Below are 14,783 nucleotides of genomic sequence, written 5' to 3' on the forward strand. Positions count from 1 at the left end.
GCATGAAAAAATTTAACTGGATTCCGGAAGAGTCAATCAAAGTGTCGGTTAAGCCAAAGGTAAAAGTTATCGCTTTTGGCGACGGCTATGAACAGCGTATTGCTGACGGAATAAATAACCAACTGCGTGAATACTCTTTAAGTTTTTCGGGTGATGAAGCCGATATTCGCGAAATCGATAAGTTTTTAACTGAACACGGTGCGGTAAAAGCTTTTGGCTGGACTCCGCAGGATACCTGGCAAACCGGTACTTTTAAGTGTGAAGAGTGGAGTATCACGGTTAATGGTTACTGGAATCAACTGAGCGCCAAGTTCCAAGAAATTGTGGCCTAATTTGCGGAGATAAATTATGAGAGATATTGATAGTGAGCTGATTCTGAGCTCCGCAAAAATCGAACAGGATGTTCTGCTGTCTTTGTATGAGTTAGACCTGACTCATATTGGCGGCGATCTATTTCGTTTCCATGATGGCGTAAATGAATTAAAACAGTCGATCATATGGCAAGGAAAGGCATACCAGCCTTACCCCATTCAGGCCAAAGGTTTTGAAGCTTCGGGCCAAGGAACGAGCAATCGTCCAACATTGACGGTGGCTAATATTACAGGCTTAGTCACTGGATTAATGCAGGATTTTGATGAGTTGGTAGGCGCAATAATTACCCGTCATCAGATGTATATGCAGTATTTAGATGATGAAAATTTTGTTGAAGGAAATCCTCAGGCAGATCCAACACAAGAGCTAGTTTCTCGCTATGTTATTGAACGAATGGGAAGCTTAACGGCTGACTTTGCTACATTTGAGTTGGCATTACCTTGTGAAAGTGATGGCGCATTGCTACCCGCCAGAACAATTATTGCTGATACTTGTAGTTGGCTGTACCGAAGTGCCGAATGCGGATATACCGGTCCCGCAGTTGCTGATGAATTTGATAACCCAACGAAGGAGTCTGACTGCGATAAATGTGGCCGTCGTTTAGTATCGTGTAAATTACGATTTGGTCGTAGTAATCCATTACCTTTTGGCGGTTTTCCATCAGTTTCTAAATTCTCTAAGTAATCAATATGATTGAAGAGAAAATATTGGCCCATGCTCTTGAGTGCGCGCCACAGGAATCATGTGGATTTGTTATTAAAACTAATTTTGGTCAACGTTATATACCCTGCAGAAATATTGCGCTCGATCCGACAGAATATTTTGAGATATCACCAGATGACTGGATAAAAGCCCATGCTGAAGGTGAACTGATTGCTCTAGTTCATAGCCACCCTGATGGGATACCTGTTTTAAGTCAGACTGATCGAACTATGCAACAAAGAACAAACCTTCCGTGGTGGTTGGTTTGTAATAATAAAATTTATAAATTTAATAATATAGCTCCTTTAATTGGGAGAGCTTTTAAGCATGGAGTAATGGATTGTTATACTTTATTCCGTGATGCGTACCATCTGGCAGGTATTAATTTGCCTGACTTTTATCGGGAAGATGAATGGTGGAAGAAAGAACAGAGTCTTTATCTAGACAATATGGAAAAGACTCAGTTCTATCGAGTTAATGACATTCAACCTGGTGATATTATTTTAGTTTGTTTAGGTAGTGAAAAAGCTAATCATTCTGCTATTTATTGTGGGGATCAATATGTATTACATCATTGCCCACAGAGATTAAGTAAGAGGGATGTTTATAGTGGCTATTGGTTAAATTATACAGACTCAATTTGGAGACATAAACAATGGCAACCGTACGGTTTTACGGCGATTTGCAACGATATGGCCGCCAGTTCAAACTTGATGTATTAACTGCCGGAGAGGCATTGCATGCATTACTATTACAAGTACCAGGGCTGCGCCAACATATAAAAAATGATTTTTATAGAGTAAGAATAGCAGGGAAAGATATAAGTCAAAATAACCTAAAAATTGGTATGTCATCATTATTAAAAAAAGGTGATGTAATTCATATTGTTCCTAGAAGTATGGGGGCAAAATCAGCTGTAGGAATATTTCAAGCTATCGCTGGAGCTATTTTAGTGGTTGTTGGTATCTATTCTGAAAACCCACAGCTGATTGCGACTGGCGCGGGTCTTATGCTTGGTGGTGTAATTTCTATGTTAACTAAAATGCCACAGACAAAAATTGATGGTAATACGACATCAAAAAATACGTATTTTTCTAATCTTGATAATGTGTTGGGACAAGGAAGACCAATACCTGTTTGTTATGGTGAAATGATGGTTGGTTCACAGGTGTTATCTCAAGGTCTAGAAACATCATAAACCCTATTTATTTTACTAGGAGTATTTATGGCTATAGTTAGATTTTATGGCGATCTTGAAAAGTATGGTAAGAGATTTAATTTAGATGTTATGACTGCCGGTGAAGCATTAAAAGCATTGTTATTTCAAATGCCAGGATTACAGCGTCATATGAATAATGGTTTATATCGATTAAGAATCTCGGGTGAAGATATATCTGAAAAAGATTTAAAAAAATCGATGTCTTCAGTTTTATCTGAAAATTCAGTCATTCATATTGTTCCTAAAGTTATTGGAGCAAAGAATGGAGTTTTTTCTTTTATCGCTGGGGCTATATTAGTCGTAGTCGGTATTATTATAAGTGGTGCGAGCTATGGCTCATTATCAGCATTTAGTGGCCCTATGATTGGTATTGGCGTTGGATTGATGGCCGGCGGCCTAGTTTCAATGTTAACCAAGTTACCTCAGACGAATATTGATGATAGCACTACCAATAATAATACTTCATTTTCAAATTTAGATAATGCAGTCACTCAAGGTCAACCAATTCCCTTATGCTATGGTGAAATGATGATTGGTTCAAAGACATTATCACAAGGCATTAGAACAGAATAACAATTCATTATTTAAACTGAACCCGCTTATGCGGGTTTTTGTTTAGGAGCATATTATGGGTAAAGGTGGAGGCAGTTCACGCACGCCAAAAGAGCAGGCTGATAATTTAAAATCTAGACAAAGCCTATCAGTAATTGATTTATTGTGTGAAGGACAGATTGAAGGGCCTGTTAATGGTTTAAAAGGAATTTATTTAAATAAAACACCCGTTCAGGGTGATGATGGAACTAATAATTTTGCCGGTGTTAATGTGCAATGGACTGCAGGAACGCAGGCTCAAGATTATCTATCTGGTTTTCCATCGTCCGAGAATGAAGTTCCTGTTTCTAGTGAAGTTAAAAAGAATGTGCCACTCACAAGAACCATCACCGATCCGGATATTGACCGACTTCGTGTAACCGTCGGCGTCGGCGCGCTGTTTTCTCAAAATGATAAGGGTGACGTTAACGGCGCTTCAGTCGAAATGCTGGTACAGATTGGCAACGGCACTACTTGGCGTACCGTTGAAACGGTTAAAATTGAAGGTAAAACTCGCAGTCAGTATTTACGTTCAGTGATGATTGATAATTTGCCCGAGCGTCCGTTCAATATCCGGGTTATGCGTCAGACTGACGACAGCACTTCGTCAATGTTAGAAAACAAAACCCTGTGGTCCAGTTATACCGAAATTATCGATACTAAGCTGACTTACCCCAATACTGCGGTAGTCGGATTGCAGTTCGATTCGGCGCAATTTAACGGCGTGCCCAGTCGTAATTACTTAATCCGCGGCTTAATTGTTAAGGTTCCGGCCAACTATGATCCTGCGACCAGAAATTATCAGGGCATGTGGGACGGTACGTTTAAGCTGGCATGGACCAATAATCCGGCCTGGATTTTTTATGATTTGGTGATGAATACCCGTTACGGCCTTGGCAAACGCCTTGGATCTTTCGGTTGTGATAAATGGGCGATGTATGTCATTGCTCAGTACTGCGACCAGCTGGTTGATGATGGGTTTGGTGGTCAAGAACCACGAATGACCTGCAACGCCTATATTACCGATCAACGAAAAGCTTACGACGTTATCAGCGATCTCTCCTCCGTTTTCCGGGCGATGCCGGTATGGGACGGATTACAGATGACCTGCATTATGGACCGGCCTGCCGATCCCGTGTGGCGTTACAGCAATGCTAACGTGGTTGAGGGGAAATTCTCTTATTCAGCCAGCGCGCAAAAAGCGCGACATACCGCGATTCATGTACGCTATATCGATCCGAAGAATGGCTGGGAAGCGGCCACTGAATATGTTGCTGATGACTCAATGATTGCCCGCTATGGCCTTAACGTCAGTAAAGTCGATGCCTTCGGCTGTACTTCTCGCGGTCAGGCTCATCGGGTAGGCAAATGGATTTTAGAAACCGAGCGGCTTGAAAAACAAACCGTTAACTTTGCTATTGGCCGTGAGGGAATTAAACATCTTCCCGGCGATATTATTGAAATTGCTGATAATAACTTTGCCGGAGCACGCATTGGCGGGCGGATTAAGTCTATCGATGGCCAGACCGTAGTGTTAGATCGTGAAATCGTTATTGGTGACAACGAGCAGGCGTTTCTCGGTTTTATCAATGCCGAAGGCAAGCCTGATCGGGTACAAATCTTTTCCCATCCCCAGCCTGATACGGTAGTGATTGGCAAAGAAGTCGAAGGGCTTGAACAGTGGGGGATCTGGTCTCTCTCAACCGCCAGTATTGCTCCGCGTTTATTCCGTGCGCTGGGTATTTCTGAAGGCGAAGACGGAACCTATAGCGTTACTGCATTGCAGCACGTTCCGGAGAAAGAAGCGGTTGTCGATAACGGCGCCCGTTTTGAACCCGATGCGGGAACGGTATTTGGCGGGAAAATTCCGCCGGTGGAACATCTGCAGGTTGAAGCCATGCCTGAATCAGATCGTTATCAGGTCAGGATGACCTGGGACACCCCGCGCGTAATGAGCGGTTTAACCTTTGACGTTAAGCTGATGCGTGAAGGTGCGATCCATAAGCGCCAGACCGTGAGTGATACCGAGTTCTTCTGTGGCGATCTGCCGTTAGGCAACTATACCGCCAGCGTTCGGGGCAAAAACCCGGCCGGGCAGATTGGCAGTGAAACCACCGTGGTTTTTGAAATCGGTCCTCCTTCTCTGCCTGATTATCTGCAGGTTACCGCCGGGAACTTTAACGTCACCATTAAGCCGGTGAATACCAAACCCACCAGCTTAGGCACGCAGTATGAGTTTTATAAAGGGATGTCTGAATCTGAAGTTCTGGCACAACAAAACTCGCTGGGTCGGGCATCGATCCTTAATGACGTTAACTGTATGCCGGATACTGAATATTGGTACGGCGTGCAGGCGGTTAACTCCATCGGTCGTTCCAGCCTGTTGGTAGAAAAGGTCACAACCAAGCTAAAGCCGGAAGATATTCTGGACCTGATCGGGCCAGAGATTCCGAAGCTGGATTGGGCAAAAGAATTGTCTGAGATGGTGGAAGAAAATACGTCTAATGTGGTCCTGCTTTCCGACCGAGCGGCGCTGGTGGTGAATAAGGATAATCGGGTTTCTGGTATTACCGTAACCGCCGGCGATGAGGCGAGCGCAATAGATTTTCTTGCCGACTTTGTTTCATTCAGCGACCCGGACACACTGGAACGCAATCTTTATTGGGATAACAACCGTAAAGCGCTGGTGTTGAAAGGTGAGATCCAACTGCTTGACGGCAGCAGCGTTTCATCTAAAAGCGATCTCGGCAATGGTGCCGGTGGCATTTTCCGCCTCCAAACAGGTTCGGGAGCATTCCCCGGTGATACGGTAACGGCCAACAGGCTCTTTACCTCAGCCTTTGATACTGAGCCGGGCAAAGATACCGTATTTACAGTTTATGCATTAAACGAACTAGGAAAGATTACCCGAATAGAATCGAAAATGTATGACGGCACCGGTTGGAATACACCGAAGTTATTTATTGATGGTGATTTGGTAGCGCTGGGGACGATTAAAGGGGATCGGTTAGTTGCCGGTACTTCGATTAATGCGCCGGTAATTAATGGTGGTTCTATCAATATTGGGAATGGACAATTTACGGTTGACTCTAATGGTCGAATGGTTGCTCAGAATGCGCAAATTGTAGGTAATATTAAAGCTAATTCTGGTGAGTTAAATAATGTAACTATTAACCAAAACTGTAATATTAAGGGGGCGTTAAGTGCAAATAATATTGTTGGAGATATTACTGCAACCTATTTGGCGCCGTCCTTAAATGGTTCATGGCGTGGAGGAGCTAAAAAAGTAACGTTGAGTCATACGTTCCGTTATCGCGGAGGACAAGGGTATCCCATTTCTATTTCAATACCATCTGCAAATATAAATCTTCAAGCTGCGGGCACCTTAGATAGTTGTACGAGTACAATTCGAATAAATGTAAATGGTATAAATATAATTAATAAGGCTATCAGTGTTGTTAATTCTGCTAGTGATAATAAAAGATTATATACATTAAGTTGTTGTAGTGGATATATCCTCCCTGCTGGATTAAGTAACGTAGAGGTCCAAATATATTTGGATATTAATGGGTACGGTTATATAGATACATTTACCGACCCTATCCCTATTATTTTTTCAAGGCAAGACTCAACGCGATTCTACTGAAATAATATTAATGTGTGATGTTTGTTATAACTTATATTCTTTTTTAAGGTGATTTTATGTCAATAAAAATATCGGGGATTCTGAAAGATGGAATCGGAAAGCCCATTCCAAATTGTACCATTGAATTAATTTCTAAAAAAACAACGCTAAATGTTATTACTAAAACGGAAGCTAATTTATTAATTGATTCCGCCGGTTCATATTCTATGAATGTAGAGCCGAGTGAATATTCCGTATCACTTTATATTGAAGGTTTTTCTCCTAAATATGTAGGTAATATTCGAGTCTATTCTGACTCTAAACCCGGCACATTAAATGAGTTTCTCATGTTGCCGGGTGAGAGTGATTTAACCCCTGAACTGGTTGCTATCTTCTTAAAGCTGCGTGATGAAGCTGAACAGGCGGCAAAAGACGCTAAAGAGTCGGCAACAGAATCTGCGGCATCTGCGGGCGAAGCTAATGCCGCCGCAGAGAGCAGTACTGATATTCTAAATCAGGTAACAGAAATACACGTTGATATCACGAATAAACATGAGCAAGTAGGTTTAGATGCAACGGAAATTAGAGAGGCGGTAGAAACGGCAAAGACGGCGGCTGATTGGGCTGGCACATATGCTAATCAAGCTGCAGGGATGGCACAGGCCGCAGAAAATCACAACAATTATGCTCAGCGGGCTGCTCAAGATGCAGAGAAAGCAAAGGTTGCCTCTGAAGCATCCGCAAAAAATGCGTTAAGTTCATCTACGGCGGCGGATAACAGCAAGGTTGGGGCGGAGTCTGCAAAAAGAGAAGCGGAAGCCGCGGCGCTAACTACAGCTCAAGATAGGGCGGCTGTTAGTGCGGATAAGCAAACAGTATCTAATGACAAAGCCAGCGCAGAGCAGGCCGCTGACGCAGCGCGTGCCAGCGCATTAGCCGCGGAATCTGACAAAGTTAGGGCAGAGGCGGCGGCAAGCAATGCCAGTGATTCAGCATCGGCGGCTAATGCTAGTGCTGTTGCTGCCAACGCGGCAGCTAATTCTGTTAAGTCGCTATCAGCCACAGGCGAAACACTATCGCCTGGTTCTCCTGCCTCCGCTGAATGGGATGCTGAAAGTAATACTTTAATTATTGGTGTGCCGCAGGGAGATATTGGACCTCAAGGCGAAAAGGGAGAGCAGGGAGAGCAAGGTATTCAAGGCTATAGCATCAGGGGCGATAGAGGACCTCAAGGCGAAAAGGGAGATAAAGGCGATCCGGGAGAGCAAGGTATTCAAGGCTATAGCATCAAGGGCGATAGAGGACCTCAAGGCGAAAAGGGAGATAAAGGCGATCCGGGACCAGCATCTGGAGTTAATGAAGCACCGGTAGATGGTAAAATCTATGGAAGAAAAGATCTCGCCTGGTCGGAGATTGTAACGGGTAATAAATATCCATCAGCTACATCAATCACGTTTGACTATGACGACATTATTTGGCCGACATTTATGGTTAGTGAAGGGGACTCAATAAGAGGCCCTGTGTTGAATTTGAGAGTGGGCGCAAATGGCTTGTTGTCTGATGTGAAATTTATGTTCACACCGACTGCCGGTCTATGGCCTGAGAATGCTTATATTGCGGTTGTTTACGCTGATGTGTCTAATTTCGGTATTTTTGGAGGTCATCGACGAAGTAATACAATAATGAATGAAAATTCGTATGTCACAACCGATGTTGGTGATTTTAATATCGAACCGTACGACAGTTTTTATCATTACGATATGGCACTAGTTATCAAATCCGATGGACCGATAAATTTTTCTAGGGGTGATTATGATTTGACGGGTAAGCTGACCGTGTATGGAACTGCGCTCATTAACGATAGCAGAGGAACTTACACTAAACGGATAATTAATACTATCCCGATGTCTGCATCTATGATCGTGATTGGGAGTTCAATCATAGACCCGTTAATTAAATAAAATCCTAAAATATAGCCCCGCCGTAGTTATGCGATTATGCATATTACGGCAGGCCTTTTTTAATCCACGGTTTATTTGGTGATGTGAATTAGTCAGCATTGGCTTTAATAAAGTGGCCTGATTTTCCGAGTTGGCATCACCTGTGATACCAGTTTGCAGGTCACTCTCTTATTGGCTAAATGATGACTATTTTATGAACTTAAAGGCATTACTAATACAAACTCAGAGAGATTCCCTCTTTTTAATGATAACAGAAAGAATCTGAAATACGGCTAGATAACAAATAAAAAGTGTTTTAAACAACTAAAAGTTGACATTATCGAATTATCAGGTATAGTAACCCCTATAAAGTCACCAAGTTGTATCTCTACCCGTCATACTTCAAGCTGCATCTTTGTTGGCTACGCTCGCTCACCCGAATCACTTACCTCAGTAAGCTCATCGGGACTTGCTCCCTTGCCGCCTCAATGCAACTCGAATTATTTAGGGTAATGTGACTTTAGGCAAAAAGGCCCCGGACTTATCTCCGGGGCCTTTTTGTTTCTGATATTCAGTCAATATCTTCTGTACTAACCAACCCGGCCATACCAAAAGGCTAACCATGACAAATATCATTCAACAGCAGCTGAAAAGCCTGCTGCAACCCTTGCTGGATATCAGTCTGATTATTAAGGGCGAAAGTACGCCTGAAACACCTTATGCCGAGCTGAGTACCGTTGCGGTGACCGCATTAGGTATGTCGGATGAGGTCAGTCAGGGTGTGGACGAGCAGGGCTATCTGACCATTCGTGGCCAGCGTCGGGCTGAAATAGCTATTCACTATTTTGGCGCTGACGGCGGAAACCATGAGGTGGTTGAGCAACTTTGCAAAATCACCGACGGATTAAAACGAATCACCGTGTCGGAGCAGTTCCAACTGGCACAAATTGGAATAGAGGGCAGCCCGGAACTTAAAACAGAAATGAAAGAGGATGCCGAATGGACTCCGAACTCAGAAACCTACTTAAGCTTCTTTATCCACTATTCCGTCATTATCAAAGATGCCGTTAGCGTCATTGACAATATCCATGCTGCTACTGATGGCGGCGAAATTAATATTAACTTAACGAGGTAAAACAATGGGTTCTCTGAATCAGATTGTGAATGTAAATATTGCGCTAAGCACTACCAGCGTGCCGCGCGGCGTTTTTGGCGTACCGATGATTATTGCTCCGCTGACGACTTTTACCGAGCGTGTTCGGGTTTATCTGGACTATAACGCGGCGGTAGAAGATCAGCTGCCGGCTGATGTGCTGAAGGCGTTAAGCGCGGTATTCAGTCAAACTCCGCGTCCGCAAATGTGTAAAGTCGGCCGCCTGGAAGTAGACGCTGAAGGTAAAGTTGTTGCTGCTACCCTTGGGGCTCAGCTCACGGCTATTCAGGCTGAAGATGCTAACTGGTACGGTTTTGCGCTAACTGAACGTAATCCTGAACTACAAATGGCAGCGGCAGAATGGGCTGAAACCCAGACTAAAATGTTCTTCACCTCCAGCTCAGAAGAGGCGATTACTGATGCCAGCAGCTCTGACGACGTATTGTCTAAGCTGGCTGCGAAAAACTTCCTGCGTACTGCCGTGATTGTGGATAAACATGCCGCAGACCAGTATCTGGAAATGGCCTGGATGGGGCGTTGCTTTACTATTGCCCCGGGCGGCGAAACTTGGGCACTTAAACAACTTTCAGGTGTGCAGGCTTCTGACTGGAGTGCGACCGAGCAGCAAACCATTGTTAAGAAGGGCGGTAATACCTTTGAGCGCTTTGCGCCACAAATTTACCTGACAACGCCGGGTAAAGTGGTCAGCGGCGAGTGGGTTGACGTCGTTCGCTTCCGCGATTGGTTAGCCGATGCTATTCAGACCAGCCTGAGCACGCTGATGATTAACCGTAATAAAGTGCCTTATACCGACGGCGGTATTGCGCTGATCGTTAATAACCTGACCGGCAGCCTGATTGAAGGCCAGCGCGTTGGTGGTATTGCTCCTGACGAAATTGATGCCGACGGCAATAACGTTAAAGGCTTCGTGATTACCTACCCGCGCAGCGTCGACGTGTCATTCCAAGATAAGGCTGAACGGGTGTTGAATTTATCATTCTCTGCGCGCCTGGCCGGTGCTATCCACTTAACCAACATCAACGGCAACTTATCGTACGAATTACAATAATCGTACGCATTATAATAAATAAGGAACAACAAAATTATGGCAGCTGAATTAACAGGTACTTATAAAGGCGATCAGGTTTTTGTGACCGTGGGTCCGGTATTAATCTCTGGTTTTAGTGACGGTGATGCAATTACCGTGAAGCGTGCAGAAGGCCTTTATACCTCTAAAGTCGGAATCGATGGTGGTGTAGCCCGCGTGCGTAATGCAAATAAATCCGGCTCTATCGAAATTAAACTATTACAAACAAGCAAAGTGAACGATGAGCTCTCCGATCTATTTTACGTTGATAACTTCAACGAAGATGGTTCCCCGGTATTGCCGATCAGCGTAACTGACGGCAACGGCCGCACGCTATGTTCAGCCGGCCATGCCTGGCTGAAAAGCGTTCCTGATGTCTCTTTTGGTAAGGACGTCAGCGACCGTTTATGGTCGTTTGAATGTGCTGATTTAAAGATCTATATCGGTGGTAACTGATAGGTTTTTTTGTTCGATGTTGTAGCAGATAAATTAATATACACGTCTGGCTATTCTATTATTTGACCTAATTAAATTGAATTAAGGGAAGCTTCGGCTTAATACTTATTAGTTAAGCATTTCTATATTATGTGACTCCACTCAATCGTCATCCCGGCGAAAGCCGGAACGCGAGCCGTAGGTGAAGCAAACATTTGCGTAGCGAATGGCCCAAAGGGTGAGCGCCGCGAATCATCCNGGTTTTAGCTAACCCGCTGGCATTTAGCCTAAGGGCTGGACCCCGTTTTTCAACGGGGTGACGAGGGTAGTGGTTCCGTGATAACTAGGCGAATCATTGGCTTAAGTTTATTGACTGCTTTTAACTGACAGGCATTAAAGCTTCGGCTTCCTTTTTTTATGAGGATATTACATGCAAGTTGAAACTTTTATTATTGGCGAGCGGGAATATACCGCAAAGAAAATGAATGCCTTTGATGCGGGACGTTTTTTATTAAAAATCAAAAATATTGCGGCGCCGGCATTAACTGCATTTGCTCAGGCAAATAATGAGAATGAAGTAAATTTATTTGAGTTATTTTCCGGACTGGATGAAGAAACTCATGAAAAAGTGATCTTCCCGATTCTTGCCGCCTCAGCCGTTTATTCGATTGAAGATAAAAGAAAGGTAGCTTCAATTACTGATATGAATATGTGTTTCAACGTCGACACATTACTGGATTTTTATCTTTTAGTCTGGGAGGTGTTGAAATTGAATTTTGCCCCTTTTATCGAGCGCGCCAGTACCCACTTTGGCAAACCAGGCATCGGGCAAGCGGTCACCGAGTAAGTCACGATAGCGCCGGCACGCTACGCGAAGATCTACAACAAGAACTTTGGATATGGCGGCCCATTATGGCCAAGCTGATCACATTAAAAGAGGTTAAGGCCGGTGAGGTGGATATTGATGATTTATTAAAGCTCAATGCGCTGCTGGATATGCGTGAGACATTACAATTACAAGCGCAGCAGGAGAACCAAACATGAGCGACCAAAGCTTAGGGGCAGCAGGTATTTTAAAATCACTGGATGACTTTAGAGTGACGCTGCCCCAGTTGGAAAAAGTAAATAAAAATATTGATGATACGGTTAAAAGTATTGGCGTCAGGGTCAATATTAATCAAAGCGTAACAGAAGGTTATATTAAACAGCTGTCCGGGAATGTGAATAATCTATTTTCCGAGCTAAGTAAAGTTTCCTCTGCGGTATTAGAGCGAACGGCACCGGTACAGGCCAATATTAACCAAACGGTCAAGAAAGTATTTTTTATATCGAATATCACTGAGCGTATTAAAAATGATATTTCGATAAAAATTAATCTATCCCAAACTCAAAGTCAGACCTGTTCCGCTGAAGAGGAAAAATCTGAATCCTGTGACTGTGTTTGTATTTGCACCTGTGAGTGCGAATGTGCATGCCAGAGCGGAGATGGTGGGGGAGAGGAAAAAGATTGGAAAGATTGGTTTTTGAAAGTTCTGGGGGTATTAGCCGATGTCATAACGGTCATATTAGGCTGGAAAGCGGTGTTCGGTAAGTTAGGTCCTATCATTAAAGCTTTAATAGGACCGTTGTTACGAATTGGAGGTTTAATATTAAGGATTGGTTTATTAACGGCTGTCATTAGTTATTTCGGTAGCGTTGTCAGTTCGCTATTCTCTGGTCTAAAGTCGGCTCTAAGCTCAATCGGTGCGGCGATTAAATCTGGTTATTCCAAAGCTAAAACCGTTGTTTCTGGCGTTGCCGGTTCCGTGGTATCTAAAGCTAAAACTGCCTATTCTGCGGGTAAGCGAATTGCCGGTAAGGTTGGTAGTGCCGTTGTCTCCAAAGCGAAAAGTGCTTATTCAACGGGCAAAAATATTGTCTCAAAAGGTGCCGGTATTGTGCGTTCGGTCGGCGGTTCCGCACTGTCTCTGGGTAAAGGACTATTTGATAAACTCAGCTCTTTTGTTAAACCCGCAGTTGCCGGTGGCAAATCGTTAGCATCGAAAGGCGCTAACGCCGTGAAATCGCTTGCCGGTAGCGCTGTCAGTAAAGGTAAGGATCTTCTGTCGAAAGGTTCCGGTTTATTCTCAAAGATGGCCGGTCCGATTCTGTCAGTTGGCAAGTCGTTATTGTCAAAAGTACCGAACTCAATTAAGTCAGTAGCCGGTTCTGCGCTTTCCGCCGGAAAGGGTTTACTCACTAACGGCAAAGTACTGGGTACCATTGGTCGAATAGCATCGGTTGGGCTTCGGGTTGGTCGTATGGCCACGCCTTTAGGATGGGCGAGCCTGGCAGCTGAGGGCGCAATCCGCCTTGGCTATCATGCTTATAAAAAGTACCAGAAATCGGCTAAAGAGAAAGAAGCGGCTGGCGAAACGGGCAGTGCAGATGTCGGCAAGAGTGCCACAGATGTTTATCCGCAAACGGTAACGCCAGGTATGGCTGCCAGTGCCGGAAGCCCGAAAAACTATACCATTAATAGTACTCCTCAGTTCCAGATTAATATCCTACCGGGTACGCCGGAACAGCAGATTAACGATATCCGTCAGGCGGCTTCAGAAGGCGTTAAGCAAGGCGAGAAACAATTAACTGCCACTGTGACAGGGGGATTATCATGAGTAGCGTTTGGGGAATATTAGCCAAATATTTAACCTCACCTTCCGGCGTTGTCGGGTTCCAGAATGAGTATATCAATATGGAATTCGACGTGATTACGAACGAAAGCCATAACTGGACTGCCGATGTTACTACCAACCCGATTGAAACCGGAGAAGTGGTTACCGATCATGTTCAGCTTAAGCCTGACTCGCTGGAAATCTCGGGGATCGTTAGCAATGCCTCTATTCAAAGATGGCGAGGGCGTTTTTTAGAAACGGTATTTGATTTTCTTAATGGGGAATCAAACGTTCAAAAAGCCTTTGATCAACTGAGAATGCTGTTAGAGAAGCGCCAACCTGTGATGGTATATACCAAATACCGTAACTATCCGGATATGGTACTGACTCGGTTATCTATTCCGCGTAAAGCGGGTGACGGTGACTGTATTGAGTTCTCAGCAACGTTTACCCATATAAAGCGGGTTTCTACCTTAACTGTCGATGCTGAAGAAGCGGGAATTAATCCTAAGCAGGGAGATTCACCGGCAACGGAAAGAAAATCATCACCAAAAAGTGATAAAGGCTCTGCCTATCCTTCTACCGCTGAGCCGGATGTAGCGGTATATGTCGAGAATAAAACCACCACAATAGAGAATACGGTTTCTATTGAAATAAATCATGAGAGTAAATGATATGGCAACGGTATTAAAAATTCCTGTTGATGCTGGTATTGCCGATCAACAAATGAATATTACGCTGGATACAATACCTTTAACGCTAAGAGTCACCTGGAATGAGCTTGCTCAGTACTGGACTCTGTCATTGGCTAAGCGTGATGGTGAAGCCATCCTCAGTAATATTAAGATGGTAAAAAACACGCCGCTAATCAGACGCTATCAATTATCGACTCCCCCCGGGGAGTTTATTTTTATGGATAACTATAGCGGGAAAGAGCGGCCAGATTTTTATTCATTAGGCAACGATCACCAATTACTTTATCGAACTAAATATTAATTTTCTGAT

Annotated in this window: 15 protein-coding genes; all 15 read left to right on the forward strand. The window is 43.9% G+C overall.

The annotated features are described in order from the left end of the window. Positions 1-2: 2 nt before the first annotated feature. The 15 genes from YWE_RS0103010 to YWE_RS0103085 all read left to right on the forward strand — a co-directional run bounded on the left by YWE_RS0103010 (position 3) and on the right by YWE_RS0103085 (position 14,774). Positions 3-332, forward strand: a complete 330-nt coding sequence (locus YWE_RS0103010) for a phage tail protein (RefSeq protein WP_029093189.1) — start codon at positions 3-5, stop codon at positions 330-332. A gap of 16 nt (positions 333-348) precedes the next feature. Beyond that, positions 349-1,056, forward strand: coding sequence for a phage minor tail protein L (locus YWE_RS0103015; RefSeq protein WP_029093190.1), 708 nt, complete (start codon positions 349-351; stop codon positions 1,054-1,056). A 5-nt stretch (positions 1,057-1,061) separates the two neighbouring features. Then, positions 1,062-1,796 carry a C40 family peptidase gene (locus tag YWE_RS0103020; RefSeq protein WP_029093191.1) on the forward strand — a complete coding sequence of 245 codons (735 nt, stop codon included), beginning with the start codon at positions 1,062-1,064 and terminating at the stop codon, positions 1,794-1,796. Then, complete coding sequence (locus YWE_RS26420; RefSeq protein WP_071605813.1) at positions 1,730-2,272, forward strand: tail assembly protein; 543 nt, start codon at positions 1,730-1,732, stop codon at positions 2,270-2,272. The genes YWE_RS0103020 and YWE_RS26420 overlap by 67 nt, the downstream gene beginning before the upstream one ends. Positions 2,273-2,299: 27 nt before the next feature. Further along, complete coding sequence (locus tag YWE_RS0103030) at positions 2,300-2,866, forward strand: tail assembly protein (protein ID WP_029093192.1); 567 nt, start codon at positions 2,300-2,302, stop codon at positions 2,864-2,866. 55 nt (positions 2,867-2,921) lie between these two features. Further along, positions 2,922-6,530 (forward strand): TipJ family phage tail tip protein, encoded by a 3,609-nt coding sequence (locus YWE_RS26425; RefSeq protein WP_051323152.1) that lies wholly within the window; start codon positions 2,922-2,924, stop codon positions 6,528-6,530. Positions 6,531-6,586: 56 nt separating this feature from the next. Continuing rightward, positions 6,587-8,470, forward strand: coding sequence for a prophage tail fiber N-terminal domain-containing protein (locus YWE_RS28885; protein ID WP_029093193.1), 1,884 nt, complete (start codon positions 6,587-6,589; stop codon positions 8,468-8,470). A gap of 601 nt (positions 8,471-9,071) precedes the next feature. Beyond that, positions 9,072-9,584 (forward strand): hypothetical protein, encoded by a 513-nt coding sequence (locus tag YWE_RS0103050; RefSeq protein ID WP_029093194.1) that lies wholly within the window; start codon positions 9,072-9,074, stop codon positions 9,582-9,584. A 4-nt stretch (positions 9,585-9,588) separates the two neighbouring features. Then, positions 9,589-10,671: a DUF3383 family protein gene (locus YWE_RS0103055; RefSeq protein WP_029093195.1), complete on the forward strand. Its 1,083-nt coding sequence runs from the start codon at positions 9,589-9,591 to the stop codon at positions 10,669-10,671. Positions 10,672-10,707: 36 nt separating this feature from the next. Further along, positions 10,708-11,145, forward strand: coding sequence for a phage structural protein (locus YWE_RS0103060; protein WP_029093196.1), 438 nt, complete (start codon positions 10,708-10,710; stop codon positions 11,143-11,145). Positions 11,146-11,554: 409 nt separating this feature from the next. Continuing rightward, the gene (locus YWE_RS0103065) at positions 11,555-11,971 is read left to right on the forward strand and encodes a phage tail assembly chaperone (RefSeq protein ID WP_029093197.1); all 417 of its coding nucleotides are present in this window, start codon (positions 11,555-11,557) and stop codon (positions 11,969-11,971) included. Between the two features lie 65 nt (positions 11,972-12,036). Next, positions 12,037-12,168, forward strand: coding sequence for a hypothetical protein (locus YWE_RS31630; protein ID WP_255324416.1), 132 nt, complete (start codon positions 12,037-12,039; stop codon positions 12,166-12,168). Beyond that, positions 12,165-13,781 carry a hypothetical protein gene (locus YWE_RS0103075; protein WP_029093198.1) on the forward strand — a complete coding sequence of 539 codons (1,617 nt, stop codon included), beginning with the start codon at positions 12,165-12,167 and terminating at the stop codon, positions 13,779-13,781. The genes YWE_RS31630 and YWE_RS0103075 overlap by 4 nt, the downstream gene beginning before the upstream one ends. Further along, entirely contained in the window at positions 13,778-14,452 is a 675-nt protein-coding gene (locus YWE_RS0103080) for a phage baseplate protein (RefSeq protein ID WP_029093199.1), read from the forward strand. The genes YWE_RS0103075 and YWE_RS0103080 overlap by 4 nt, the downstream gene beginning before the upstream one ends. Beyond that, on the forward strand, positions 14,439-14,774 hold the full coding sequence (locus YWE_RS0103085) for a phage baseplate plug family protein (RefSeq protein ID WP_029093200.1): 336 nt from the start codon (positions 14,439-14,441) through the stop codon (positions 14,772-14,774). The genes YWE_RS0103080 and YWE_RS0103085 overlap by 14 nt, the downstream gene beginning before the upstream one ends. Positions 14,775-14,783: the final 9 nt, after the last annotated feature.

Origin of the sequence: Budvicia aquatica DSM 5075 = ATCC 35567, assembly GCF_000427805.1 — a bacterium.
GTDB classification, from domain to species: domain Bacteria; phylum Pseudomonadota; class Gammaproteobacteria; order Enterobacterales; family Enterobacteriaceae; genus Budvicia; species Budvicia aquatica.